The sequence below is a fragment of the Streptomyces sp. WAC 06738 genome, from assembly GCF_003945505.1.
In the GTDB taxonomy this organism is placed as follows: Bacteria; Actinomycetota; Actinomycetes; order Streptomycetales; family Streptomycetaceae; genus Streptomyces.
Genome location: NZ_CP029618.1, coordinates 1,370,875 through 1,395,738, shown reverse-complemented (window position 1 = coordinate 1,395,738; position 24,864 = coordinate 1,370,875). Strand labels below are relative to the sequence as shown.

Sequence of the window (24,864 nt, the reverse complement as noted above, 5' to 3'; positions counted from 1 at the left end):
TCTAAAGAGCCCGCGGGCCCGGCCGGCGCCGCCCCGGGAGGGTTCACGCCAGGGGCGGGCGGATCCCGTACGGAACTTAGGTAACCCTAAGTGACGCATTCCACCGCACGGTGATCGCGACCCGGCTTGTCGCGCCCCGGCGAATTAAGCAACAATGGCGTTGTGAAAAACGTGGACCCGGGTGGGAGCACGGCGAAGGAGCAGGCGGCCGGGCCGGCCGCCGGCGCCGTCGTGCCCGGTGACGGGACGCGCAACCGCGTGGCCCGCTCCATCCTCGACCACGGCCCGTCGACCGCCGCCGACCTGGCCCACCGGCTCGAACTCACCCCTGCCGCCGTCCGGCGGCATCTTGACGTGCTCGTCGCCGAGGGCATCGTGGAACCCCGCGACCAGCGGGTCTACGGGACCCGCGGCCGCGGCCGTCCGGCCAAGGTCTTCGCCCTCACCGACTGCGGCCGCGACGCCTTCGACCAGGCGTACGATCAGCTCGCCGCCGACGCACTGCGCTGGATCGCCCAGAGCGCGGGCGGCGGCGTGCGGGGCGAGGCGGCCGTCGCCGCCTTCGCCCGCGACCGGGTCGCCGAGCAGGCCGAGCGGTACGCCGCGGAGCTGGCCGGCATGCCCCCCGAGAGCCGGGTCGAGGCTCTCGCCCGGCTGCTCTCCGAGGACGGGTACGCTGCCACCGCGCGCAGTGCGCCCGGAGCCCCCGGCGAGCAGCTCTGCCAGCACCACTGCCCGGTGGCGCACACCGCCGAGCAATACCCGCAGCTCTGCGAGGCGGAGACCGAGGTCTTCTCCCGCTTGCTCGGCACCCATGTGCAGCGTCTGGCCACCATCGCCCACGGCGACGGGGTGTGTACGACGTTCGTCCCCGAAATCCGCGAGCACCACGCTCGCAGGCAGCCACCGACATCCGGGAGGAACCCCGCATGACTGCGCCCATCGAGACCGCTCCGGAGCATCCCGAACTCGAAGGACTGGGACGCTACGAGTACGGCTGGGCCGACTCCGACGCGGCCGGCGCCGCCGCGAAGCGCGGCCTGTCCGAGGACGTCGTCCGGGACATCTCCAGCAAGAAGTCCGAGCCCGACTGGATGCTGAAGACCCGGCTGAAGGGCCTGCGGCTGTTCGGCAAGAAGCCCATGCCCACCTGGGGCTCCGACCTCTCCGGCATCGACTTCGACAACATCAAGTACTTCGTCCGGTCCACCGAGAAGCAGGCCCAGTCCTGGGAGGACCTGCCGGAGGACATCAAGAACACCTACGACAAGCTCGGCATCCCCGAGGCGGAGAAGCAGCGCCTGGTCGCCGGCGTCGCCGCGCAGTACGAGTCGGAGGTCGTCTACCACCAGATCCGCGAGGACCTGGAGGAGCAGGGCGTCGTCTTCCTGGACACCGACACCGCGCTCAAGGAGCACCCGGAGCTCTTCAAGGAGTACTACGGCACGGTCATCCCGCCCGGTGACAACAAGTTCGCCTCCCTCAACACCGCGGTCTGGTCCGGCGGCTCGTTCATCTACGTCCCCAAGGGCGTGCACGTCGAGATCCCGCTGCAGGCGTACTTCCGGATCAACACCGAGAACATGGGCCAGTTCGAGCGGACGCTGATCATCGTCGACGAGGGTGCGTACGTGCACTACGTCGAGGGCTGCACCGCGCCGATCTACCAGTCGGACTCGCTGCACTCGGCGGTCGTCGAGATCATCGTGAAGAAGAACGCCCGCTGCCGGTACACCACGATCCAGAACTGGTCGAACAACGTGTACAACCTGGTCACCAAGCGCGCGGTGGCCTACGAGGGCGCGACCATGGAGTGGGTCGACGGCAACATCGGCTCCAAGGTCACCATGAAGTACCCGGCGATCTACCTGATGGGCGAGCACGCCAAGGGCGAGACGCTGTCCGTCGCCTTCGCCGGCGAGGGCCAGCACCAGGACGCCGGCGCCAAGATGGTGCACATGGCGCCGAACACGTCGTCCAACATCGTCTCCAAGTCGGTGGCGCGGGGCGGCGGGCGGACCTCGTACCGCGGCCTGATCGAGATCGGCGAGGGCGCGGAGAACTCGAAGTCCAACGTCCTCTGCGACGCGCTCCTGGTCGACACCATCTCCCGCTCGGACACCTACCCGTACGTCGACGTCCGCGAGGACGACGTGACGATGGGCCACGAGGCGACCGTCTCCAAGGTCAGCGACGACCAGCTCTTCTACCTGATGCAGCGCGGCCTGTCCGAGGACGAGGCGATGGCGATGATCGTCCGCGGCTTCGTCGAGCCGATCGCCAAGGAACTGCCGATGGAGTACGCGCTGGAGCTCAACCGGCTGATCGAGCTGCAGATGGAGGGCGCGGTCGGCTAGCCGGCCGCCGTACGCCCGCACAGGCCGGAACAGCCTCCGAGACGATTCCCGAGAAAGCGAGTACGAGAACAGTCATGGCCGACGCCCAGAAGATCCCGGCCGGCTCCACCGCCGCCGGAAGCATCGCGGTGGCCGCCGAGTCCACCGTGGCCACCAGGATGAGCGCCCCACCGTCCTTCGACGTGGCCGACTTCCCGGTCCCGCACGGCCGGGAGGAGGAGTGGCGCTTCACCCCGCTGGAGCGGACCCGCGGCCTGCACGACGGCAGCGCCACCGCCACCGGCGAGCCCAAGACGGCCATCACCGCGCCCGACGGCGTCACCGTCGAGACCGTCGGCCGCGACGACGCCCGGCTGGGCCGGGCCGGCACTCCGGTGGACCGGATCGCCGCCCAGGCGTACTCCTCGTTCGAGAAGGCCACGGTCGTGACCGTGCCGAAGGACACGCAGCTCACGGAGCCGATCCGGGTCTCGGTGCACGGGGAGGGCGGCGTCTCGTACGGGCACCAGCTCATCGAGCTGGGCGCCTTCGCCGAGGCCGTCGTCGTCATCGACCACACCGGCGACGCGGTGCTCGCCGAGAACACCGAGTACGTGCTCGGCGACGGCGCCAAGCTCACCGTCGTCTCCGTGCAGGACTGGGCCGACGGGGCCGTGCACGTCGCGCAGCAGTCCGCGCTCATCGGCCGGGACGCCAGCTTCAAGTCCGTGATCGTCACCTTCGGCGGCGACCTCGTCCGGCTGCACCCCCGGGCGCACTATGCGGGCCCGGGCGCCGAGGCCGAGCTGTACGGGCTGTACTTCACCGACGCGGGACAGCACCAGGAGCACCGCCTCTTCGTCGACCACGACGCCCCGCACTGCCGGAGCAACGTGGCGTACAAGGGCGCGCTCCAGGGCGCCGACGCGCACGCCGTGTGGATCGGCGACGTGCTGATCCGCAAGCGCGCCGAGGGCACCGACACGTACGAGCTCAACCGCAACCTGGTGCTCACCGACGGCGCCCGCGTCGACTCGGTGCCCAACCTGGAGATCGAGACCGGCGAGATCGTCGGCGCGGGCCACGCGTCGGCCACCGGCCGCTTCGAGGACGAGCAGCTCTTCTACCTGATGGCCCGCGGCATCCCGGCCGACGAGGCCCGCAGGCTGGTCGTCCGCGGCTTCTTCGCCGAGCTGGTGCAGCAGATCGGCATCGAGGACGTCGAGCAGCGCCTGATCGAGAAGATCGAGGCCGAGCTGGAGGCGTCCGTGGCATGACCGACACGACCAACGCGACGTACGTACGCGCCTGTGCGCTGAGCGAGCTGGAGGAGGACCTCCCCAAGCGGGTGGACCTCGGCGGCACGCCGGTGTCGGTCGTGCTCACCGGGGACGAGGTGTTCGCGATCTACGACATCTGCTCGCACGCGAACGTCTCGCTCTCCGAAGGCGAGGTGGAGGACTGCCAGATCGAGTGCTGGCTGCACGGCTCCACCTTCGACCTGCGTACCGGCAAGCCCTCCGGGCTGCCCGCGACGCGCCCCGTCCCCGTGTACCCCGTCAAGATCGAAGGGGACGACGTGCTCGTCTCCGTCACCCAGGAGTCCTGAAGGCACCATGGCAACGCTTGAAATCCGCGACCTGCACGTCTCCGTCGAGGCCGACAACGCCACGAAGGAGATCCTCAAGGGCGTCGACCTGACCGTGAAGCAGGGCGAGACTCACGCCATCATGGGCCCCAACGGCTCCGGCAAGTCCACCCTGGCGTACTCCGTCGCCGGCCACCCCAAGTACCAGATCACCTCCGGGACCGTCACCATCGACGGCGAGGACGTGCTGGAGATGAGCGTCGACGAGCGCGCCCGCGCCGGCCTCTTCCTCGCCATGCAGTACCCGGTCGAGGTCCCCGGGGTCACCGTCTCCAACTTCCTGCGCACCTCCGCCACCGCCATCCGCGGCGAGGCACCCAAGCTCCGCACCTGGGTCAAGGAGGTCAAGGAGGCGATGGAGCGGCTGAACATCGACCCCGCCTTCGCCGAGCGCAACGTCAACGAGGGCTTCTCCGGCGGTGAGAAGAAGCGCCACGAGATCCTCCAGCTCGAACTCCTCAAGCCGAAGATCGCGATCCTCGACGAGACCGACTCGGGCCTGGACGTCGACGCGCTGCGCATCGTCTCCGAGGGCGTCAACCGGATCCGCGAGAGCGGCGAGGTCGGCACCCTCCTGATCACCCACTACACCCGCATCCTGCGCTACATCAAGCCCGACCACGTGCACGTCTTCGCGGGCGGCCGGATCGCCGAGTCCGGCGGCCCGGAGCTGGCGGACAAGCTGGAGGAAGAGGGCTACGCAGCCTACGTGAAGGGCGGCGCATCAGCGTGACCCCACTGCCGGGCCTCCTCGACACCGAGGCGATCCGCAAGGACTTCCCGATCCTGGACCGCACGGTCCACGACGGGAAGAAGCTCGTGTACCTGGACAACGCGGCGACCTCGCAGAAGCCGCGCCAGGTGCTCGACGCGTTGAACGCGTACTACGAGCGGCACAACGCCAACGTGCACCGCGGTGTACACGTCCTCGCCGAGGAGGCCACGGCGCTGTACGAGGGCGCGCGTGACAAGGTCGCCGCCTTCGTCAACGCGCCCAGCAGGGACGAGGTGGTCTTCACCAAGAACGCCTCCGAGTCGCTGAACCTCGTGGCCAACATGCTCGGCTTCGCCGACGAGCCGTACCGCGTGGACCGCGACACGGAGATCGTCATCACGGAGATGGAGCACCACTCCAACATCGTCCCGTGGCAACTGCTCGCGCAGCGCACGGGTGCGAAGCTGAAGTGGTTCGGCCTCACCGACGACGGCCGCCTCGACCTGAGCGACCTGGACGAGGTCATCACGGAGAAGACGAAGGTCGTCTCCTTCGTGCTGGTCTCCAACATCCTCGGCACGCACAACCCCGTCGAGGCCATCGTCCGGCGCGCCCAGGAGGTCGGCGCGCTGGTCGTCGTCGACGCCTCCCAGGCCGCGCCGCACATGCCGCTGGACGTGCAGGCCCTCCAGGCCGACTTCGTCGCCTTCACCGGGCACAAGATGGCCGGGCCCACCGGCATCGGGGTGCTCTGGGGCCGCAAGGGGCTGCTGGACGACCTGCCGCCGTTCCTCGGCGGCGGCGAGATGATCGAGACCGTCTCGATGCACTCCTCGACGTACGCCCCGGCGCCGCACAAGTTCGAGGCCGGCACGCCGCCCATCGCCCAGGCCGTCGGCCTCGGCGCCGCGGTGGACTACCTCGGCGGCATCGGCATGGAACAGATCGAGGCGCACGAGCGCGCCATCACCGAGTACGCGCTCGGGCGGCTCCAGGAGGTCCCCGACCTGCGGATCATCGGCCCGACGTCGGCCGAGGACCGCGGCGCCGCGATCTCCTTCACGCTCGGCGACATCCACCCCCACGACGTCGGCCAGGTGCTCGACGAGCAGGGCATCGCGGTCCGGGTCGGCCACCACTGCGCGCGGCCGGTCTGCCTGCGGTACGGAATTCCTGCGACCACGCGGGCGTCGTTCTATCTGTACTCCACCCCGGGCGAGGTCGACGCGCTGATCGACGGCCTGGAGTACGTCCGGAACTTCTTCGGCTGAAGGGCGTGGGAACAGCGTGAAGCTCGATTCGATGTACCAGGACGTCATCCTGGACCACTACAAGCACCCGCACGGGCGGGGCTTGCGGGACGGCGACGCCGAGGTGCACCACGTGAACCCGACCTGCGGCGACGAGATCACACTGCGCGTGAAGCTCGACGGACGGACCATCGAGGACGTCTCGTACGAGGGCCAGGGCTGCTCCATCAGCCAGGCCAGCGCTTCCGTGCTCAACGAGCTGCTGGTCGGCAAGGAGCTGGGCGAGGCGCAGCGGATCCAGGAGCGGTTCCTGGAGCTGATGCAGTCGCGTGGGAGGATCGAGCCGGACGACGCCATGGAGGAGGTGCTGGAGGACGCGGTCGCGTTCGCCGGCGTCTCGAAGTACCCGGCGCGCGTGAAGTGCGCCCTGCTGTCCTGGATGGCGTGGAAAGACGCCACGGCCCAGGCGCTGAAGGAGGCCGCAGCATGACCGACACCAGCACGACGGACACGGGCACGGCGGACGCCGGCACCTCCGCCGCCGGCACCACGCCGGCCGGGGAGGACGAGATCCGCGAGGCGCTGTACGACGTCGTCGACCCCGAGCTGGGCATCGACGTCGTCAACCTCGGCCTCATCTACGGCATCCACGTGGACGAGGGCAACATCGCCACCCTGGACATGACGCTCACCTCGGCGGCCTGTCCGCTGACCGACGTGATCGAGGACCAGGCGAAGGCCGCCACCGAGGGCATCGTCAACGACCTGAAGATCAACTGGGTCTGGATGCCCCCGTGGGGTCCCGACAAGATCACCGACGAGGGCCGCGAGCAACTGCGCGCGCTCGGCTTCAACGTCTGACGTCCGCACCAGGCCCGCCCCGGTCCACCCGGGGCGGGCTTTTCGCGTGAGAACGCGTTCGGCCCCATCGGGCAAGAAGAGGTGACAGGGCTCCGCCACCACCTCTTCGATCGGGGAACCGCCCAGTGACCGACCCACCGCACGACTTCGCGGAGAAGACCGCGCAACCCCCCGGCGACGTCTCGCCACTTGTCGACGGAGACGCCGCCGTGATCGAGGAGTCGCTGGACCGGCCCGAGGCGTTCGCCGAGTTGTACGACCGGTACGCCCCCGCGATACACCGCTACGCGACCCGCCGGCTCGGCGCCGGCGCGGCCGACGACATCACCGCCGACACCTTCCTGGCCGCGTTCCGCGCCCGCGGACGCTTCGACCCCGCCCGCGCCAGCGCCCGGCCCTGGCTCTACGGCATCGCCGCCAACCTCATCGGCCGGCACCGCCGTGCCGAGGTACGGGGGCTGCGCGCCCTGGCCCGTACCGGCGTCGACCCCGTGGCGCACTCCTGGGTGGACGAGGCCGACGACCGGCTCATCGCCCAGGCCGCGCACGCGCCGCTCGCGGGCGCGCTCGCCGGTCTCGCGGCCGGCGACCGGCACGTGCTGCTGCTGGTGGCCTGGGCCGACCTCAGCTACGCGGAGGTCGCCGAGGCGCTGGAGATACCCGTCGGCACCGTGCGCTCCCGGCTGAGCCGGGCCCGGCGCAAAGTGCGCGCGGTCCTTGGGACCGATCCCCACTCCACGTACGACACACCCGAGGCGGCAACCCATGGATGAGATGACGAAGCTGCGCGAGTGGCGCGAGGACGCGCCGACTCCCGACCGCGCCCGGCTCGCCCCCGGCCGCCGCCGGCTGCTCGACGCCGCCGGCGCGCGCAAGCGCCGGCGGCTGCCGGTGCTGGGCGACTGGCGCGTGGTGGCGGGCGCGGTGGCCGCGGGCGTCACGGCAGTGGCACTGCTGACGGTGTCCCTCGGCGGCGGCCCGGGCGGAGAGGGGGTCTCCCCGGCGGGGGGGAAGGGGGAGGTGGCGGTGCAGACGCCGGTCCACGAAAGCGCACCGGAGCTGCTGCGGCGGGCCGCGGACGCGGTGCGTGACGAGCCGGTGCCGGAGCCGGAGGCGGGGGACTGGGTGTACGTGGAGACGGTCGCGGAGAACGAAGGCGCCGTGCGCGCTGGCTCTCCGGTCTCGCGGGAGCAGTGGTACAAGTACGCCGATCCCGAGTTCGAGGACTGGAACGAGGGCGACGACCACTCGCCGCGGGAGCGCTTCGAGTACCTTGCCGCACTGCCCGAGGAGACCGACGAGGTGCTGCAGAAGGCCCGCTGGTTCTACCCCGAGAACGGCGGCCGGCCCGACAGCGACCATCCCGGCGCCGGGCGCAGCGACAAGGAGCTGGCCGCCTGGAACTTCGGGTCGCTGCGCGTGCTGCTGGCCTCGGCGCCGATGCACCCCGTCGGGCAGTCCCGCGTCTACGAGGCGATGGCCACGATCCCGGGGCTGCGCGTGGCGGACAGCACCGTCACGGATGCGGCGGGCCGGCCGGCGCTGGCGTTCTACCGCGACGCCGGCGTCGACGCAGGGTTCCGCGACGAACTGCTGGTCGATCCCCAGACGTACGCCTACCTGGGCGAGCGCTGGGTCGCCACCGAAGCCTCGGACGGCGGGGGCGACTTGAAGGTGAAGGCGAAGAAGGGTGAGGTCGTGATGGGCTCGGCGGTCATCCGGTCCGCGCTGGTGGACGGCGACGGCGTACGGCCCTGAGGGCCGCCCGGCGGCGTACGGAGCGGGGTGCACGGCACGCCCGGCGGACCGGACTCGCGTGGGCGACACGGGGACGGCGGGCGGTCCGGCTGTGCCGGGCCGCCCGCCCGCCGCCGTGCAGCGCCGGGTCGTGTCGCCATGCGGACCGGTTCGCCTCCCGCGCCGGGCGGCGGTTAGCGTTCGGGTATGACCGACGCAGCGACCTCCACCACCCTCCCCACCGGCGCCGCGGCCACCGGCCTGGCCACCGTCACCCCCGACGGCACCGTCCTCGACACCTGGTTCCCCGCCCCCGCGCTCGCCGACGACCCCGGCCCGGCGGGCACCGAGCGGCTGACCGCCGAGCGCGCGGCCGAGCTGCTCGGGGAGCACGCGCGGGCGGCGCTCGGCCCCGACCCGCGGCGCGGGGTGGAGGTCGTCGCGGTGCGCACGGTGATCTCCTCGCTCCAGGAGAAGCCGGCCGACGCCCACGACGTGTACCTGCGGCTGCACCTGCTCAGCCACCGGCTGGTCCGCCCGCACGGGCAGAACCTCGACGGCGTCTTCGGCCTGCTGGCGAACGTCGCCTGGACCTCCCACGGCCCCGTGCCCGCCGACCGGATCGAGGAGGTGCGGCTCGCGGTGCGCGCCGCCGGGCAGCACCTCCAGGTGAGCCACCTCGACAAGTTCCCGCGCATGGTCGACTACGTGCTGCCCTCCGGCGTGCGCATCGGCGACGCCGACCGCGTCCGCCTCGGCGCGCACCTCGCCGCCGGGACCACCGTCATGCACGAGGGGTTCGTCAACTTCAACGCCGGCACGCTGGGCACGTCCATGGTCGAGGGCCGGATCTCCGCGGGCGTCGTCGTCGGCGACGGCTCGGACGTCGGCGGCGGCGCGTCGATCATGGGGACGCTCTCCGGCGGCGGCAAGGACGTCATCTCCCTGGGCGAGCGCTGCCTGCTCGGCGCCCAGTCGGGCATCGGCATTTCCCTCGGCGACGACTGCATCGTCGAGGCCGGTCTCTACGTCACCGCGGGTACGAAGGTCGGGCTGCCGGACGGCACCGTGGTCAAGGCCCGCGAGCTGTCCGGCGCGAGCAACCTGCTCTTCCTGCGCAACTCCACCACCGGCGCGGTCGAGGCCCGCCAGCGCCTGGGCTCGTGGGGCGGGCTCAACGCCGCGCTGCACGCCAACGACTGACGCCGGGCGCCCGGTTCGCCGTCCGGGAGCCGCTCCCACGCGCCCCGCGGCCGGGCCGCCACGCGTGCCCGCGACCCCCTAGGGTTGCGGGCATGCGTGACTTCACCACCGGATTCGGCTACGTCGGCAAGGGGCTGCGCTGGGTCGCGGGCCACGGGCGGTCGTGGGCCCTCGGCCTCGTCCCGGCGCTCATCGCGCTCGTGCTCTACGCCGCCGCCCTCGCCGCCCTCGCGTACTGGGCCGACGACATCGCCGTGTGGGCCACGCCCTTCGCCGACGGCTGGGACTCGCCCTGGCAGGGCCTGCTGCGCGGGCTGTTCATGGCGCTGCTGCTGCTCGGCGGCATCGGCTTCGCGCTGCTCACGTTCACGGCCGTCGCGCTGCTGATCGGCGACCCGTTCTACGAGGCGCTGTCGGGGCGCGTCGAGGAGGACGCGGGCGTGTGCCCGCCCGGCCCGGACGAGCCGCTGCTGCCGGGGCTGTGGCGGTCGCTGAAGGAGAGCGTCCATGTGCTCTCGCGGGCGCTGATGTTCACCGTGCCGCTGTTCTTCCTCGGCTTCGTCCCGTTCCTCGGGCAGACGGTCGTGCCCGCGCTCGGCTTCGCCGTCGCCGGCTTCTTCCTCACCGTCGAGCTGACGTCGTTCGCCCTGCAGCGCCGGGGGATAGACGTGCGCGGGCGGCTGGCGCTGCTGCGCCGGCGCAAGATGCTCGCGCTCGGCTTCGGCGTGCCGATCGTGCTGCTCTTCCTGGTGCCGCTGGCCGCGGTGGTGGTGATGCCGGGGGCGGTGGCGGGCGCGACGCTGCTCGCCCGCCACCTGGTCGGCGACGACGTCCGGGACCGCGGCCCGGCACCGGCTCCCGGACCGCCGCCCGTCAGGGCCTGAGCCGGACCACCGAGGGGTCGTGGTCGCTGGCCTGGTCGGCGTACTCCGCGTTCAGGTGCACGATGTCGTAATCAGCGCGGGCGGCGAGCGCCGGGCTGGCCAGGATGTGGTCCAGCACCTGCGAGTTGCCGTTGAAGACGTAGCCGTAGCGCTCGTCGCGCGGCAGTTCGTTCACCAGGTCGACGAGCGCATGGTCCGCGGTCAGCCGGGCCACGGCGGGGGAGAAGGGGAAGTCGTTGATGTCGCCGGCGACGACGACGCCCGCCTTCCTGTCCACGGCGAGCACGTCCCGAACGAAATCGTTGACCAGCCCGGCCTGCGCGATCCGCTGTTCCTCCGAGCCGCGCGCCGGCGGCTGGAAGCGGCTGTCGAGGCCCTGGTCGCCGCCCTTGGAGTTGAAGTGGTTGGCGACGACGAAGACCGTGCGCCCGCGGAAGGTGAACTCGCCGGCGAGCGGCTTGCGGCTGTCGTTCCAGGCCGCGTCGCCCGGGGCGATACGGCCGGGTGAGGCGGACAGCGCCGGGGTGCCGCCGTCGTCGGTGACCCGCACGGGCGTCGTCGCGTCCCCGCCGGGGCGGTCGGTGAAGGAGACCCGCTCGGGGTCGTAGAGGAACGCGACGCGGATGTTGCCGCCCGGCTGGCCGCCGTCGGCGTCGTCCGCGGGGTCGATCTGGCGCCACTCGTACGCGGGCCCGCCCGCGGCGGCGATCGCGTCCGTCAGCTTGCGCAGGGTGGCGTCGGCGCTCGTCACGGCGTCGTTCGTGGCGCCGTTGTCGTCCTGCACCTCCTGGAGGGCGACGATGTCGGGGGAGGCGAGGCCGTCCACGAGGGCGCGGGCCAGCCGGTCGAACTTCGCGGCGCCGTCGCGGGCGGAGAGGTTCTCCACGTTGTACGTGGCCACCGCCAGCTCGGCGTCGCGCTGCGGGCGGGTGGACTCGGGGTCAGGACCGGTCTGCCGCTCGTCGCCGAGGGCCGTGGCCTGCAGCTCGTAGCCGCCGAACTGGTCGTAGTCCAGCGGGCCCGCCGTGGTGCCGTCGAGGCGGTCGCCGACGTCCAGGACCGGGAAGGGGCGCTGGGCGAACGGGATGAGCGAGGCGACCTTGAGCCGGCCGCCGTTGGGGTCGCGGTAGCCGGCGTAGAGCGTGCCGCCGCGGGCGGTGCGGTTGTGCGCGGGCTCCGCGGTCACCCACAGCTCGTTGAACTCGGTGGTGGGCCCGACGACCCGGGCGTCGCGCACCGCGACCCGCATGCCCTCCAGCGACTCGTAGCGGTCGAGCGCGTACGAGCCGGGGCGCAGCCGCAGGTCCTCGATGCTGCCGCCGCCCGCGTCGGGCGCGAACCGGGCGGGGACGGTGGCGTCGCGCAGCACGAAGGCGCCGGGCAGCGGGTTGCCGGAGGAGAGGACGGTCCAGGTGGCGCCGGTCAGCTCGGTGACGGACTGCAGCCCGGCGTTCTTGCCGCCGGGGTAGTACTCGGTGACCGAGCCGGAGACCTCGACCGCGTCTCCGGGCGCGACGCCGGGGGTGGTGGAGCCGGTGAAGACGAAGACGGCCTCGCTGGTGGCGGCGTCGGCGTCGGGCTCCGGGTCCTGGACCCAGAAGCCGCGGGCGGAGCCGAAGGCGCGGACGGCGGTGACGACGCCGGGCACGCCGGTGACCTGCTCGCCGGCGAGCGGGGATATCCGGGTGTCGCCCTGGATGTCGCGGATGCGTATCTGCCCGTCGGCCGCTCCGGCGCCCGCGGCCCCCGCGGCGGGGGCGGTGAGCAGGGCGGCGGCGAGTGCGGCGGCGACGGCGTAGGGGACGGGATGGGCGCGTGGCATGGTGTCCTCCGGGACAGGGACAGGACGGGGGAGAAGGGACCTGCGTCTACGCGCGTCAATCTCGTGTGCCCGCACGGGCGTTGTCAAGGAACGTGAAGTGAACACCGGCCGTGCGGCCCGCCGGAACGGCGTCGTCGGCCGCGCCGCCCCGCGGGGGCTACCCTTGGGCAGCGTCCGATTGATCCCCAGTCTTCGGAGTTGTCGATGACCGCAGACCGCACCGTCCTGCCGCCCGTCCGGCTGCCCGCCGAGGCGGAGCTGGCCCGGGAGGCGCTGGCTTCGCCGCTCTTCGCGCGGGCCGTCCGGCTGGCCCGCTGGGCCGGTCCCGGGCTGCGGGTCGGCGCCAGCGGCGAGCTGCCCGACGCCGAGGTGCGCGAGGCCGCGGCGGAGCTGGGCCTGGAGGAGAGCGCGGACGAGGAGGGCGAGGCGCGGGCGGTCGCCGGCGAGGCGTGGCGGATCGCCGTGGACGTCGGCCTCGTCGACGTCACGGCGCCCGAGGAGGGCGACGAGGAGCTGGGCACCGCGGCCCCGAGCGCCGACCTGCGGCTGGTCACCGGCGGCGCGCCCGCCGACGTACTGGAGCTGTGGGCCGCCGCCTGCGAGTGCGTGCTGTCCGACGCCGCGCTGCCGGACATGAGCGCGCTGGTGGAGCAGATCACCGCGGGCGAGGAGCTGGACCTGGACCGGCTCGACTGGGATCCGGAGGCCGACGCGGACTTCCTCGACGGCGCGCTCGGCAACCTCTACCTGCTCACCGCCATGGAGGGCCCCGGCGCCGACGGTGCCGTCCCGCTGCCGGCGCTGGCCGCCTCGCTCGTCGTCCCCGACGACATGGACGAGCCGACCGAGGAGGTGCTCGCGGAGGTCTCCGAGGCGGTGCTCCGGCTCGACGAGCAGTTCCGGATGCTGGAGCCCGTCGGCGTCGTGGCGTACCGCCCGGTGGCCGAGGAGATCCTCCTCGAGGCCGCCGGCACCGCACCCGCGGCGGACGAGTCCGGGGACGGCGCCGAGGACGAGGACGTGTCCCGCTACGGCGTCGTGCGCCTCACCCCCCTCGGGCTGTACGCGCTGCGCCGGCGGATGCTCGCCGAGGGCCTGGTCGCCCCGCTCGTGGGCGAGCTGGCGAGCGAGGACGCCTACGTCCTCCTGGACGCCCTGCCCCGGCTGCCCGACGCGGTCGCCCAGACGGAGGCCGAAGCCTGGCTGGAGGACCGCAAGCCCGCCGAGGCGGCCGCCGAGCTCCTCGACGCCGCCCGCGGCACCGACGAGCGCGCCCCGGCCCGCCGGCTGGCCTGCCAGCAGGCGCTGGCCGTCGCGGGCGGCGAGGCCGAGCCGGCGGTACGCGACGTGCTCCACGACCGCGAACTCGGCGGTCTGGCGCGGGTCTGGCTCACCGAGCGTGGCGTCCCCGGCGTGCCGCAGCCCTCGGAGGACATGGTCTTCTGGCTCGCCGTCGACACGGTCGCCGCCCAGTTGGGCGGGTTGCGGGACGACACCCCCGAGCTGCGCGAGCTGGTGGAGCACCTGGTGGGCATGCACCGCGGCTTCTTCGCCGCCGCCTGGCGCGTGGACCACCCGGCCACCCCCGAGGTGCTGGAGGCGATGGGCCGGCTGCACCCGGACCGCCAGGTCGCCAAGGACGCCCGCAAGGCGGCCTTCAAGGCCCGTTCCCGGACCACGGCGTAGCACCGCGCCGCCCGGCACGTATCCGAGAGCGCCCGGCCCGTACGCGGCCGGGCGCTCTCGTGTGCTCCCAACTGGGCTTTGTCCTAGCCCGGGATGAAGTTGGCTCCGGTTCCTGCCAAAGCCCTTTTCGGCAGGGACGAAAGCGGTTACGGTCCTGACGGCGGCGCGCGCCTGTCCGCACACCAGTCACATGTCCGCACACCAGTCACGCCACACATGTCAGGTATGTCGCGAACGATGCCCCGTACCCGTCACCCACGGGAGGACGCAACGTGCACAAGACCCGACCCAGACTCCGCACCGCCCTGGCGGCCTTCGCGGGCGCCCTGCTCCTCGGCAGCGGCCTCGCCCCCGGCATGGCCGCCACCGGTGCCGCGCACGAGCCGCCGGCGGCGGCCCAGGACGGCCCCGCCGCACCGGACCTCCAACAGGTCACCCTCGCCAAGGGCGTAGACCAGGTCGGCGAGCCGATGGCGCTCGCCGTGCTCCCCGACGGCGCCGTGCTGCACACCTCGCGCGACGGCACCCTCTGGCACACCGGCGCCGCGGGCGGCACCCGCGTCGCCGCCCAGCTCCCCGTCTACCCGCACGACGAGGACGGCCTCCAGGGCGTCGGCGTGGACCCGGACTTCGAGACCAACCGCGCCGTCTACCTCTACTACGCGCCTGTGATGGACACCCCGCACGGCATCGCGCCCAGCGACGGCACTCCCGCCGAGTTCGAGGCGTACGAGGGCGTCAACCGCCTCTCGCGCTTCACCCTCAACCAGGACGGCACGCTCGACCTGGGCAGCGAGCAGACCGTGCTGGAAGTCGGCACCGACCGCGGCCGGTGCTGCCACAACGGCGGCGACATCGCCTTCGACAGCGAGGGCAACCTGCTGCTGTCCACCGGCGACGACACCGACCCCTTCTCCTCCGACGGCTACACGCCGATCGACGAGCGCGAGACCCGCAACCCGTCCTTCGACGGGCAGCGCTCCGCGGGCAACACCGACGACCTGCGCGGCAAGATCCTGCGCATCAAGGTCGACCCCGCCGACGGCTCGTACACCGTCCCCGACGGCAACCTCTTCGCACCCGGCACCGAGAAGACCAGGCCCGAGATCTACGCCATGGGCTTCCGCAACCCGTTCCGGATGAGCGTCGACAAGGCGACCGACACCGTCTACGTCGGCGACTACGGCCCCGACTCCGGCGCCGCCGACCCGGCCCGCGGGCCCGGCGGCCAGGTCGAGTTCAACCGGATCACCGAGGCCGGCAACTTCGGCTGGCCGTACTGCCACGGCGCCAACGACGCCTACATCGACTACGACTTCGCCACCGGCGCGTCCGGCGAGGCGTTCGACTGCGCCGCGCCCCGCAACGAGTCGCCGCGCAACACCGGCCTCACCGAGCTGCCGCCGGCCCAGTCCGCCTGGATCGCCTACGACGGCAACTCCGTCCCGGAGTTCGGCAGCGGCTCGGAGTCCCCGATGGCCGGCCCGGTCTTCCGCCACGACCCGGACCTCGGCTCCCGGCTCCAGCTCCCCGAGCGCTACGACGAGCTGTTCTTCGCCGGCGAGCACGGCCGTGAGTGGATCAAGACCATCGGCGTGGGCGCGGACGGCGGCGTCGGCGCCATCGAGGACTTCTCCTCCGGCAGCAAGATCATGGACATGGAGTTCGGGCCGGACGGCGCGCTGTACTTCCTCGACTACGGCACCGGCTTCTTCAACGGCGACCAGAACTCCGCCCTGTACCGGATCCAGAACGCCGCCCAGGGCTTCGCCCCCGAGCCCGTCGCCTCCTCCGGCGCGACCACCGGGCACGCCCCGCTGAAGGTCGCGTTCTCCTCGGCCGGCACCGCCGACCGGGACAGCGAAGAGCTCCGCTACCGCTGGGACTTCGGTGACGGCAAGACCTCCGACAAGCGGAACCCGCAGCACACCTACGGCAGGGACGGCCAGTACTCCGCCGTCCTCACCGTCACCGACCCCGACGGCAACACCGGCACCTCCGCCGTCCGCGTCGTGGTCGGCAACACCCCGCCCGAGGTCGAGCTGAAGCTGCCCGCCGACGGCACGGTCTTCGAGTACGGCGACGACATCCCGTTCGAGGTGGCCGTCACCGACGCCGAGGACGGCGAGATCGACTGCTCCCGGGTGCGCGTCGACTACGCGCTCGGCCACGACACCCACGGCCACCCGATGACCTTCGAGGAGGGCTGCACCGGCACCATCGAGACCTTCGAGGAGGACCGGCACGACGACAACGCCAACCTCTTCGGCCTCATCCGCGCCCGCTACACCGACGGCGGCGGCGCCACCGCGGGCGTGCCCGCGCTGAACTCCAGCGCCGAGCACAAGCTCCAGCCCGCGCACCGCCAGGCCGAGCACTTCGACACCGCGGAGGGCGCCACGGCCGGCGCCGCGAGCGGCGCCGAGGGCGGCCGGGCCGTCACCGGCGGGGGCGGCGAGTGGATCGCCTTCGAGCCGTACGTGCTCGACGGCATCACCCACCTGTCCGCCCGCGTCGACGCCGCGGGCAGCGCCGACGGGGCCGTGGAGCTGCGCGCGGGCGCGCCCGACGGGCCCGTGCTCGCCACCGCCCCGGTGGGCGGCGAGAGCGGCTGGCACGAGGCGGGCGCCGACGTGAAGGACCCGCCCGCCGGGACGACGTCGCTCTATCTGGTGTTCACCGGAGGGGAGTTCAGGCTGGACAGCTTCCACCTCGGCAGCGGCTGACGCCGCACGCCGCCACGCACCGCCGCCGGCGCCCCGAGGGGAGCGCCGGCGGGCAGCGGCGGCGGGGAAGGCCGCACGTACGGTCCCGGCGGGCGCGGGTCACCCCGCGCCCGGCGGGCCGCGACCGGCAGTCGCGTGCCGCACAGGCGGCGCGCGGCGGGCCCGGAGCCGGATCCGCACCGGCCGGCTCCGGGCACCTTCCGCGCCGTAGCACCGCATCCCCCCACGGCCCCTTGACCCGTATGCCCATCGACACCACCCGAGGAGCCACACCATGCGTCGTACGAGCCTCCCGCTCGCCGGCACCGCCCTGGCCGCCGCCACCCTCGCCGCAGGACTGCTCGCCCCGACCGCGACCGCGGCCGGGGAGTCCCCAGCCGGCGCCGCCGCGGGCGACACCACCTGCGCGGCCCCCGACGCCCGCTCGACCGTCCGCTTCCTGGACGACGACAGCGGCGTGCCCAACCGCGCCGCCGGGGGCGGCTGCACGATCAACGACCTCATCGACGACGAGCGCGCCTGGGAGAGCCGGGGCGCGTTCGTGGAGCACACCCGGAAGGTGTCGGGCTCCCTGCTGCGCGCCGACGTGATCGGCCCGGCGGAGTACGTGCGGCTGCTCGTGACCGCGGCGCAGTCCGGCATCGGCGGCAAGCACGGGCCCGCGCCGTACGACGTCATCTTCGACGGCAGCAAGGAGTCCTTCGACGACTGGGGTTACGTCGGCGGGCGCGGCTTCGAGCTGAACGACGACGGCTCGTTGGTCACGGGCCCGACCCCGCCCACCGGCGGGCTCGGGCTGCTCTGGTACGAGAAGGAGAAGTTCGGCGACTTCTCGCTGCGGCTGCAGTTCCGCGACGAGCGGGCGGACAGCGGCCGTTCCAACAGCGGCGTCTTCGTCCGCTTCCCGGGCGTGGACCCGGCGGCGAACCCGGAGTGCCGGACGAACGACCCGGCGTGGGTCTCCGTCAACTGCGGGCACGAGATCCAGATCAACGACTCGGCCGAGACCTCCGGCAACGACCCGCGCAAGACCGGCTCGGTCTACGGCTTCGCCGACCTCGACCTCGCCGCGGCGAAGCCCACCGAAAAGGGCGTCTGGAACGACCTGGAGATCCGGGTGGTCGGGCAGCAGTACACGGTGATCCGCAACGGCGAGGTCATCAACGAGTTCGAGAACAAGCCCGGCCTGCCCTTCCCGGGCCGCCCGGACGACCCGGGCACCAGCGGCCGGCAGTTCGCCGAGGGCTACGTCGGCCTGCAGAACCACGACACGCAGTCGGTCGTGGAGTTCCGCAACATCCGGGTGCGCGACCTGGCGTAGCCGGAGACGCACACGAATGCGGCGGGGCCCGGTCCGCGACCGGGCCCCGCCGCCTGTGCGCGTACGGGGCTACAGCGCCGCCGCGGCGGGCTTGACCATGCCCTTCACGGTGCGCGAGTCGACGAACTCGCCGAGGGCGGTCATCTCCCACTCGCCGCTGAACTGCTTGATGAACTTCGCCATGAGAACGCCCGTTCGAGGCTCGGACGAGGTGAGGTCGAAGCGGACCAGTTCCTCGCCCGTCTGGCCGTCGAGCAGGCGGCAGTACGCCTTGGCGACGTCGGTGAACTTCTGGCCGGAGAAGGAGTTGACCGTGAAGACCAGGCCCGTGACCTCCGGCGGCAGACCGCCGAGGTGGACGGTGATGACCTCGTCGTCGCCCGCGCCCTCGCCGGTGAGGTTGTCACCGGAGTGCTGGATGGCGCCGTTGAGGATCTGGAGCTTGCCGAAGAAGCAGTTGTCGATCTTGTTGCGCTGGGGGCCGTACGCGATGACGGAGGCGTCCAGGTCGATGGACTTGGCGCGGCGGCGTCCGCCGCCGTAGGCGGGCTCCCAGCCCAGGCCCATCTTCACCGTGGTCAGCAGCGGCTGGCCGCCCTTGACCAGCGAGACCGTCTGGTTCTTCTGGAGGTTGACGCGGCCCTTGTCGAGGTTGACCTTCCCGGGCTGCCCGGCGGCCGGCGGCGGCGCGGGCTGCTGCGGGGCGGCCGGGGGCGGGCCGAAGCCGCCGGGGGCGGGCGGGGCGCCGGGCGCCGGGGGAGCGGGCGGCGGGGCCGCGGGGGCGCCCCACTGGCCCGGGGGCGGCGGGGGCATGGAGCCGGGCATCGGCGCGGCCGGCGGCATGGGCGCGGCGGGCGGCTGCGGTGCGGCGGGAGCCTGCGGGGCCGCCGGCGCCTGCGGCGCGGCCGGGGCGGGCGGCGGGGGTGCGGCGGCGGGCGCGGCCTGGGCGGGCGCGGGCGCCGGCTCGTCGACGCTGACGCCGAAGTCGGTGGCGATGCCGGCGAGCCCGTTCGAGTAGCCCTGGCCCACGGCGCGGACCTTCCACGCGCCGTTGCGCCGGTAGACCTCCACCACGACGAGGGCCGTCTCGCTCGACAACTGCGGCGGCGTGAACGTGGCGATGACCGCGCCGCTCGCGGCGTCCCGCACCGTCGCCGTCGGCTCGGTCCCCGAGAACGTCCCGCTGTCCAGGCTGGCGGTGACCACGACCTTCTCGATGTCCGCGGGCACGCCCGCGGTGTCCACCGTGATGGTGTCGGCGGTGCCCGACTGGTGCGTCACCCCCGGGCCCGAGGGCTGGTTGTAGAAGACGAAGTCGTCGTCGGAGCGCACCTTGCCGGCGGCGGTGAGCAGGAGGCCCGAGACGTCGAGCCGCACCGGCGCGGTGACGTCCACGGCCACCCGGGCGGCGCTGAGCGGTAGGTTCGAGCCAGGGGTCATCGCAGTCATGCACCGGCTAACGAACGGCCCCGGTCCGCGGTTCCGCCCGTGTCGGCCGGACGGGGACCTCGGCCGAACCGTGACGCCCCTGGTCGCCGGCCGGACTCGGCGCGGCCCCCGTGCCCAGGGTCGCCGCCGCCACGCCCGCCGCCGCGACGCCCATCCCGGCCACCGCCACGGAGCCGGGCGCCTCGCCGAACATCGCGTACGCCCACAGCGCCGTGACCGGCGGCGTCAGGTACATCAGCGCACTGGTCACGGTGACCCCGCTGCGGCGCAGGCTCAGCCAGTAGAAGCCGTAGCCCCCGGCCGTGGAGAGCACCACCACCCACGCCACCGCCAGCCAGAAGCCGCCGCCCGCGGGCGGCGCGCCCCGGCCGCCGGCCAGGGCGACGGCGCTGAAGAGCGCGGCGCTCACCAGCACGTGCACGGGCACCGCGTCCGCGGGCGGCAGCGGCGAGCGGGCCCGGCGCTCCAGGAAGCTGGCGCCGAGCAGCGCGGCCATGCCGGCGAAGGGCAGCGCGTACGCCCACGGCGGTGCCGCGCCGGCGCCGCCGAGGTCGTCCCGTACGACGAGCGCCACCCCCGCGAGCCCCACCGCCAGCCCGGCCCACTGCCGCCGGCTCACCCTCTCGCCGAGCAGCGGCCCCGCGAGCGCGCCCGCGGCCAGCGGCTGGAGCGCGGCGATCAGCGCCGCGCTGCCGGCGGGGACGCCCAGGCCCACGGCCCAGACGATGGCGCCCAGGTAGCCGCCCTGCGACAGGGCGCCGATCACGGCCTGCTCGCCCAGCGCCCGGCGCGGGAGCCGGCGGCGGCGCAGCAGCAGCCAGCCGCCGGCGAAGAGCGCCGCGGCGGCGAGGAAGCGCCACATCAGCAGGGTGTCGGCCGCGGCCTCGCGGGTGCCCAGCTCGGCGCCTATGAAGCCGGAGCTCCAGAAGGCGACGAGACCGGCGGAGACGGCCGTGACACCCATGATGACCTCCTGGATTAAACCGATCGGTTTACTCGCTTCGGCCAGTGTACTAAACAGGTCGGTATACTCGGCGGCGGAGGTGGTCGCAGATGGCGACGCAGACGGCGGTGCAGCCGCGGCTCACGCCGGCGGCGCGGAAGATCCTGGACGCCGCGGAGACGCTCTTCTACAACCGCGGCATCACCGCCGTGGGCGTGGACCTGATCGCGCGCCGGGCCGGTGTGACCAAGAAGACGATCTACGACCGCTACGGCTCGAAGGACGCCCTGGTCGCCGCCTACCTGCGGCGGCGCGACGAGCGCTGGCGCACCTGGCTGCCCGCCGAGGTCGAGCGCACCGCCGCCGGCGGCACCGCCTGCGACCGGATCCTCGCCACCTTCGACGCGCTCGGCACCTGGATGGGCGGGCAGTCCCCGCGCGGCTGCAGCTTCGTCAACGCCGCCGCCGAGCTGCCCGACCCCGGGCACGCGGGCCGCCAGGTCATCGCCGACCAGAAGCACTGGCTGCGCGGCTATCTGCGCGAGCTGTGCGAGCGGGCCGGGGCAAAGGACCCCGGGCTCCTCGCCGACGAGCTGCTGCTGATCCACGAGGGCGCGACCGTGCTCTACGGGCTCTCCGCCGTGCCCGAGCCCGTCACCGTCTCCCGGCGGCTCGCCGAGGCCGCACTGCTGCGCGCCGGCTGCACCGCCTGATCCGCACGCGTCGTACGAGGCCGGTGCCCGTACGCCGCCCGCCCGCACCCGCGTACGCCGCCCAACTCCCCCCGGCGGCACGGAAGTCGTGCCGCCGCACCCATTGACGAACCCCCCGTGCCGCCCTACTTTCAGCGCGTCGTACTTCGTACGTCATATATGAGACGCGATACCTGAGATACCCAAGGGCGGCCATGACCTTCGCTCCAGGCCCGATCCCCTCCCGCACGCAGTACGTGCAGGACGCGATCAAGCACGCCATCCTCACCGGCAAGCTCACCCCCGGGCAGCCGCTCGTCGAGACCGACCTCGCCGCGCAGTTCGGGGTCTCCAAGACGCCGGTGCGCGAGGCGCTCAAGACGCTGGCCGGCTCCGGGCTCGTGGTGATGAGCCAGTACAAAGGCGTCACCGTGCGCACCGTGGACGCCGCCATGGCCCGCGAGGTCTACGACGTCCGGCTGCTGCTCGAACCCGAGGCGCTGCGCCGCACCGTCGCGCTGGAGGCGTCGCTGCTCGCCGCGGAAGAGGCCCTGGTGCGCGCCGAGTCCGCGCCCGACGCCGCCGACCGCAGCCTCGCCAACCGCGACTTCCACCGCGCCCTGTACCTGCCCTGCGGCAACCCGCTGCTCAGCCGCATGCTCGACGACCTGCGCGACCAGGCCGCGCTGGTCTCCACCGTCGCCTGGTCCGCCAACCCCTCCTGGGAGCGCGAGGCCGGCGAGCACCGGGAGATCCTCCGGCTCGCCGCCGCCGGTGACGCGCAGGCGGCGGGCGCCGCGCTCCACGACCACATCGCGTCGTTCCTCGCCCGGGCGTTCCCCGCATGACCGCCGTCCCGGCCGCGGCCGACGCCGCCGCCCCCGACCGGAAGGCCGGCCCCATGGACCACCTCAGGCCCGCACTCGCCGAGGCCGTCGCCATCCCCGTCACCCCCTTCGACGCGGTCGGCGGCATCGATGAGGACGCGTACCGCGCGCTGCTGCGCCGCCTCCTCGACGGCGGCGTACGGACCGTCACCCCCAACGGCAACACCGGCGAGTACTACTCTCTCGGCCCCGGCGAGCGCCGCCGGGTCACCGAACTGACCGTCGCCGAGGTCCGGGGCGAGGCCGCCGTCATCGTCGGCGTCGGCCACGACCTGCCCACCGCCGTCGAGGCCGCCAGGCACGCGGCGGAGGCGGGCGCCGAGATGGTGATGGTGCACCAGCCGGTGCACCCGTACGTCTCGCAGAGCGGCTGGGTCGACTACCACCGCGCGGTCGCCGAGGCCGTCCCCGGGCTCGGCGTCGTGCCGTACATCCGCAGCGACCGGCTCGACGGTGCCCGGCTGGCGCGGCTCGGCGAGCTGTGCCCGAACGTCGTCGGCGTCAAGTACTCCGTCCCCGACGCCGCCCGCTTCGCCGCCTTCGCGCGCGACGCGGGACGGGAGCGGTTCGCCTGGGTCGCCGGACTCGCCGAGCTGTACGCGCCCGCCTACTGGGCCTGCGGCGCCACCGGCTTCACCTCGGGTCTCGTCAACGTCGCGCCGAAGGTCTCCCTCGCGATGCTGGAGGCACTGCGCGCCGCCGACTACCCCGCGGCCATGCGCGTCTGGGAGCAGATCCGCCCCTTCGAGGAACTGCGCGCCGCCGACGCCTCCGCCGACAACGTCTCCGTCGTCAAGGAGGCGCTGGCCGCCCTCGGCCTGGCCCGCCGCGACGTGCGCCCGCCGGGCCGGCTGCTGCCGGGTCCCGTGCGGGAGCGGGTGGCGGAGATCGTACGGGGGTGGGGGATATGACCGGGGAAGGGCGCGGGCAGGGGCGCGAGTTGCGCAGCCACCGCTGGTACGGGGACGGGGTCGCCGCCGGACTGCGCTCCTTCAGCCACCGCGCCCGTACCCGGCAACTCGGCTATCTGCCCGGGGAACACCTCGGCAAGCCGGTCGTCGCCGTCCTCAACACCTGGTCCGACATCAACCCCTGCCACGCCCACCTCCGCGAGCGCGCCCAGGCCGTCAAGCGCGGCGTGTGGCAGGCCGGCGGCTTCCCGCTGGAGTTCCCCGTCGCCACGCTCTCGGAGACCTTCCAGAAGCCCACGCCCATGCTCTACCGCAACCTCCTCGCCATGGAGACCGAGGAGCTGCTGCGCTCGTACCCGGTCGACGGCGCGGTGCTCATGGGCGGCTGCGACAAGACCACCCCCGCGCTGCTCATGGGCGCCGCCAGCGCCGGCCTGCCCGCCGTCTTCGTCCCGTCGGGGCCGATGCTGCCCGGCCGCTGGCGCCGTGAAGTCCTCGGCTCCGGTACGGACATGTGGAAGTACTGGGACGACCACCGCGCCGGGCTCATCGGCGACTGCGAGCTGGCCGAGCTGGAGTGCGGGCTGGCCCGCTCGCCCGGCCACTGCATGACCATGGGCACCGCCTCCACCATGACCGCCGCCGCCGAGGCCCTCGGCATGACCCTGCCCGGCGCCTCCTCGATCCCCGCCGTCGACTCCGGGCACGAGCGGATGGCCGCGGCGGCGGGCGCCCGGATCGTCGGGATGGTCGCGGAGGACCTGACCCCCGCGCGGATCCTCACGCGCGAGGCGTACGAGGACGCCGCGGCCACCGTCCTCGCCCTCGGCGGCTCCACCAACGCCGTCATCCACCTGGTCGCGATGGCCGGCCGCTCCCGCGTCGCCCTGACCCCCGCCGACTTCGACCGGATCGCGCGCACCGTGCCGGTGCTCGCCGACGTACGCCCCGGCGGCCGGTTCCTGATGGAGGACTTCCACTTCGCCGGCGGCCTGCCCGCGCTGCTCTCCCGTCTGACCGACGTGCTGCACCTCGACCGCCCCACCGTCACCGGCACGCTGCGCGACCGGCTCGCGGGCGCCCGGGTGCACGACGCGGAGGTGATCAGGACCCGCGGCAACCCCGTCGCCGCCGAGGGCGGCGTGGCCGTGCTGCGCGGCAACCTCTGCCCGGACGGCGCCGTCATCAAGCACGTGGCCGCCGAGCCCCGGCTGCTCGCGCACACCGGCCCCGCCGCCGTCTTCGACGACTACCGCGAACTCCAGCGCACCATCGACGACCCCGCGCTCGCGCTCACCGCGGACCACGTGCTGGTGCTGCGCAACGCGGGCCCGCTGGGCGGCCCCGGCATGCCGGAGTACGGGATGCTGCCGATCCCCGCGTACCTGCTCAAGCAGGGCGTACGCGACATGGTGCGGATCTCCGACGCCCGGATGAGCGGCACGAGTTACGGCGCCTGCGTGCTGCACGTCGCCCCCGAGGCGTACGTCGGCGGGCCGCTGGCGCTCGTCGAGAACGGCGACCTCGTCACCCTCGACGTCCCCGCCCGCACCCTGCGGCTGGAGGTCGGCGACGCCGAACTGGCCCGCCGCCGCGCCGCCTGGACGGCGCCGCCCCCGCGCTACGAGCGCGGCTACGGCGCCCTGTACGCCGACCAGATCACGCAGGCCGACACCGGCTGCGACTTCGCCTTCCTGGCCCGTGCGGGCCGGGTGCCCGAGCCCTACGCGGGCTGACCGCCCCGGGCGCGCACCACCCCCGCTCCACCCCGTACCAGCCTGTCCGACTCATCG

Annotated in this window: 22 protein-coding genes; 19 read left to right on the top strand and 3 right to left on the bottom strand. The window is 73.3% G+C overall.

The annotated features are described in order from the left end of the window. Positions 1 to 231 precede the first annotated feature (231 nt). From DMB38_RS05800 to DMB38_RS05745, 12 genes are all read left to right on the top strand, one after another. The gene (locus tag DMB38_RS05800; protein WP_240662674.1) at positions 232 to 933 is read left to right on the top strand and encodes a metalloregulator ArsR/SmtB family transcription factor; all 702 of its coding nucleotides are present in this window, start codon (positions 232 to 234) and stop codon (positions 931 to 933) included. After that, a complete protein-coding gene (gene sufB, locus DMB38_RS05795) occupies positions 930 to 2,357 on the top strand; it encodes a Fe-S cluster assembly protein SufB (protein ID WP_047015112.1) in 1,428 nt (475 codons plus the stop codon). The genes DMB38_RS05800 and sufB overlap by 4 nt, the downstream gene beginning before the upstream one ends. A gap of 74 nt (positions 2,358 to 2,431) precedes the next feature. Continuing rightward, positions 2,432 to 3,613, top strand: a complete 1,182-nt coding sequence (gene sufD / locus DMB38_RS05790) for a Fe-S cluster assembly protein SufD (RefSeq protein WP_125934229.1) — start codon at positions 2,432 to 2,434, stop codon at positions 3,611 to 3,613. Next, complete coding sequence (locus DMB38_RS05785) at positions 3,610 to 3,945, top strand: non-heme iron oxygenase ferredoxin subunit (protein ID WP_101425177.1); 336 nt, start codon at positions 3,610 to 3,612, stop codon at positions 3,943 to 3,945. Before sufD ends, DMB38_RS05785 begins: the two co-directional genes overlap by 4 nt. Before the next feature lie 7 nt (positions 3,946 to 3,952). Continuing rightward, positions 3,953 to 4,717, top strand: a complete 765-nt coding sequence (gene sufC, locus DMB38_RS05780; protein WP_101425178.1) for a Fe-S cluster assembly ATPase SufC — start codon at positions 3,953 to 3,955, stop codon at positions 4,715 to 4,717. Then, the gene (locus DMB38_RS05775; protein WP_125934228.1) at positions 4,714 to 5,970 is read left to right on the top strand and encodes a cysteine desulfurase; all 1,257 of its coding nucleotides are present in this window, start codon (positions 4,714 to 4,716) and stop codon (positions 5,968 to 5,970) included. Before sufC ends, DMB38_RS05775 begins: the two co-directional genes overlap by 4 nt. Before the next feature lie 16 nt (positions 5,971 to 5,986). Then, positions 5,987 to 6,439, top strand: a complete 453-nt coding sequence (sufU, locus tag DMB38_RS05770) for a Fe-S cluster assembly sulfur transfer protein SufU (protein WP_047015107.1) — start codon at positions 5,987 to 5,989, stop codon at positions 6,437 to 6,439. Further along, positions 6,436 to 6,810 carry a metal-sulfur cluster assembly factor gene (locus DMB38_RS05765; protein WP_240661998.1) on the top strand — a complete coding sequence of 125 codons (375 nt, stop codon included), beginning with the start codon at positions 6,436 to 6,438 and terminating at the stop codon, positions 6,808 to 6,810. The genes sufU and DMB38_RS05765 overlap by 4 nt, the downstream gene beginning before the upstream one ends. Before the next feature lie 209 nt (positions 6,811 to 7,019). Continuing rightward, positions 7,020 to 7,583 carry a sigma-70 family RNA polymerase sigma factor gene (locus DMB38_RS05760; RefSeq protein ID WP_164716184.1) on the top strand — a complete coding sequence of 188 codons (564 nt, stop codon included), beginning with the start codon at positions 7,020 to 7,022 and terminating at the stop codon, positions 7,581 to 7,583. Continuing rightward, entirely contained in the window at positions 7,576 to 8,568 is a 993-nt protein-coding gene (locus DMB38_RS05755) for a CU044_5270 family protein (protein ID WP_240661997.1), read from the top strand. Before DMB38_RS05760 ends, DMB38_RS05755 begins: the two co-directional genes overlap by 8 nt. Positions 8,569 to 8,754: 186 nt before the next feature. Further along, positions 8,755 to 9,750 carry a 2,3,4,5-tetrahydropyridine-2,6-dicarboxylate N-succinyltransferase gene (dapD, locus tag DMB38_RS05750; RefSeq protein ID WP_125934226.1) on the top strand — a complete coding sequence of 332 codons (996 nt, stop codon included), beginning with the start codon at positions 8,755 to 8,757 and terminating at the stop codon, positions 9,748 to 9,750. Between the two features lie 92 nt (positions 9,751 to 9,842). Next, a complete protein-coding gene (locus DMB38_RS05745; RefSeq protein ID WP_125934225.1) occupies positions 9,843 to 10,634 on the top strand; it encodes an EI24 domain-containing protein in 792 nt (263 codons plus the stop codon). Here DMB38_RS05745 and DMB38_RS05740 read toward each other — a convergent pair. Continuing rightward, a complete protein-coding gene (locus DMB38_RS05740; RefSeq protein ID WP_125934224.1) occupies positions 10,624 to 12,456 on the bottom strand; it encodes an endonuclease/exonuclease/phosphatase family protein in 1,833 nt (610 codons plus the stop codon). The genes DMB38_RS05745 and DMB38_RS05740 overlap by 11 nt on opposite strands. A gap of 204 nt (positions 12,457 to 12,660) precedes the next feature. Here DMB38_RS05740 and DMB38_RS05735 point away from each other — a divergent pair, with 204 nt between their 5' ends. The 3 genes from DMB38_RS05735 (at position 12,661) to DMB38_RS05725 (ending at position 18,189) form a co-directional block, all read left to right on the top strand. After that, the gene (locus DMB38_RS05735) at positions 12,661 to 14,142 is read left to right on the top strand and encodes a hypothetical protein (protein WP_125934223.1); all 1,482 of its coding nucleotides are present in this window, start codon (positions 12,661 to 12,663) and stop codon (positions 14,140 to 14,142) included. Positions 14,143 to 14,498: 356 nt separating this feature from the next. Then, positions 14,499 to 16,868, top strand: a complete 2,370-nt coding sequence (locus DMB38_RS05730; protein WP_125938833.1) for a PQQ-dependent sugar dehydrogenase — start codon at positions 14,499 to 14,501, stop codon at positions 16,866 to 16,868. A 274-nt stretch (positions 16,869 to 17,142) separates the two neighbouring features. After that, positions 17,143 to 18,189: a DUF1080 domain-containing protein gene (locus DMB38_RS05725; protein ID WP_125934222.1), complete on the top strand. Its 1,047-nt coding sequence runs from the start codon at positions 17,143 to 17,145 to the stop codon at positions 18,187 to 18,189. Positions 18,190 to 18,258: 69 nt separating this feature from the next. On the opposite strand, the gene DMB38_RS05720 is transcribed toward DMB38_RS05725, so the two are convergent. Together DMB38_RS05720 and DMB38_RS05715 are read right to left on the bottom strand one after the other, a co-directional pair. Further along, a complete protein-coding gene (locus DMB38_RS05720) occupies positions 18,259 to 19,629 on the bottom strand; it encodes a TerD family protein (protein WP_164715930.1) in 1,371 nt (456 codons plus the stop codon). Positions 19,630 to 19,645: 16 nt separating this feature from the next. Next, on the bottom strand, positions 19,646 to 20,602 hold the full coding sequence (locus tag DMB38_RS05715; protein ID WP_125934221.1) for a DMT family transporter: 957 nt from the start codon (positions 20,600 to 20,602) through the stop codon (positions 19,646 to 19,648). Positions 20,603 to 20,691: 89 nt separating this feature from the next. Between DMB38_RS05715 and DMB38_RS05710 the strand changes: the two genes are divergently transcribed. From DMB38_RS05710 to araD, 4 genes are all read left to right on the top strand, one after another. Beyond that, positions 20,692 to 21,294 (top strand): TetR/AcrR family transcriptional regulator, encoded by a 603-nt coding sequence (locus DMB38_RS05710; RefSeq protein ID WP_125934220.1) that lies wholly within the window; start codon positions 20,692 to 20,694, stop codon positions 21,292 to 21,294. Between the two features lie 194 nt (positions 21,295 to 21,488). Further along, on the top strand, positions 21,489 to 22,121 hold the full coding sequence (locus DMB38_RS05705) for a GntR family transcriptional regulator (protein WP_047015095.1): 633 nt from the start codon (positions 21,489 to 21,491) through the stop codon (positions 22,119 to 22,121). Then, positions 22,118 to 23,071, top strand: a complete 954-nt coding sequence (locus DMB38_RS05700) for a dihydrodipicolinate synthase family protein (RefSeq protein ID WP_125934219.1) — start codon at positions 22,118 to 22,120, stop codon at positions 23,069 to 23,071. The genes DMB38_RS05705 and DMB38_RS05700 overlap by 4 nt, the downstream gene beginning before the upstream one ends. Next, on the top strand, positions 23,068 to 24,807 hold the full coding sequence (araD, locus tag DMB38_RS05695) for an L-arabinonate dehydratase (protein WP_125934218.1): 1,740 nt from the start codon (positions 23,068 to 23,070) through the stop codon (positions 24,805 to 24,807). Before DMB38_RS05700 ends, araD begins: the two co-directional genes overlap by 4 nt. Positions 24,808 to 24,864: the final 57 nt, after the last annotated feature.

Excerpts from the sequence above, each read along its gene's own strand:
- DMB38_RS05735 (WP_125934223.1), top strand. The coding sequence starts at position 12,661 with ATGACCGCAGACCGCACCGTCCTGCCGCCCGTCCGGCTGCCCGCCGAG.
- sufD (WP_125934229.1), top strand. The coding sequence starts at position 2,432 with ATGGCCGACGCCCAGAAGATCCCGGCCGGCTCCACCGCCGCCGGAAGC.
- DMB38_RS05730 (WP_125938833.1), top strand. The coding sequence starts at position 14,499 with ATGGCCGCCACCGGTGCCGCGCACGAGCCGCCGGCGGCGGCCCAGGAC.
- DMB38_RS05740 (WP_125934224.1), bottom strand. The coding sequence starts at position 12,456 with ATGCCACGCGCCCATCCCGTCCCCTACGCCGTCGCCGCCGCACTCGCC.
- DMB38_RS05755 (WP_240661997.1), top strand. The coding sequence starts at position 7,576 with ATGGATGAGATGACGAAGCTGCGCGAGTGGCGCGAGGACGCGCCGACT.
- DMB38_RS05785 (WP_101425177.1), top strand. The coding sequence starts at position 3,610 with ATGACCGACACGACCAACGCGACGTACGTACGCGCCTGTGCGCTGAGC.
- DMB38_RS05765 (WP_240661998.1), top strand. The coding sequence starts at position 6,436 with ATGACCGACACCAGCACGACGGACACGGGCACGGCGGACGCCGGCACC.
- araD (WP_125934218.1), top strand. The coding sequence starts at position 23,068 with ATGACCGGGGAAGGGCGCGGGCAGGGGCGCGAGTTGCGCAGCCACCGC.
- DMB38_RS05720 (WP_164715930.1), bottom strand. The coding sequence starts at position 19,629 with ATGACCCCTGGCTCGAACCTACCGCTCAGCGCCGCCCGGGTGGCCGTG.
- sufC (WP_101425178.1), top strand. The coding sequence starts at position 3,953 with ATGGCAACGCTTGAAATCCGCGACCTGCACGTCTCCGTCGAGGCCGAC.
- DMB38_RS05715 (WP_125934221.1), bottom strand. The coding sequence starts at position 20,602 with ATGGGTGTCACGGCCGTCTCCGCCGGTCTCGTCGCCTTCTGGAGCTCC.
- DMB38_RS05700 (WP_125934219.1), top strand. The coding sequence starts at position 22,118 with ATGACCGCCGTCCCGGCCGCGGCCGACGCCGCCGCCCCCGACCGGAAG.
- DMB38_RS05745 (WP_125934225.1), top strand. The coding sequence starts at position 9,843 with ATGCGTGACTTCACCACCGGATTCGGCTACGTCGGCAAGGGGCTGCGC.
- DMB38_RS05705 (WP_047015095.1), top strand. The coding sequence starts at position 21,489 with ATGACCTTCGCTCCAGGCCCGATCCCCTCCCGCACGCAGTACGTGCAG.
- DMB38_RS05725 (WP_125934222.1), top strand. The coding sequence starts at position 17,143 with ATGCGTCGTACGAGCCTCCCGCTCGCCGGCACCGCCCTGGCCGCCGCC.
- DMB38_RS05710 (WP_125934220.1), top strand. The coding sequence starts at position 20,692 with ATGGCGACGCAGACGGCGGTGCAGCCGCGGCTCACGCCGGCGGCGCGG.
- sufB (WP_047015112.1), top strand. The coding sequence starts at position 930 with ATGACTGCGCCCATCGAGACCGCTCCGGAGCATCCCGAACTCGAAGGA.
- dapD (WP_125934226.1), top strand. The coding sequence starts at position 8,755 with ATGACCGACGCAGCGACCTCCACCACCCTCCCCACCGGCGCCGCGGCC.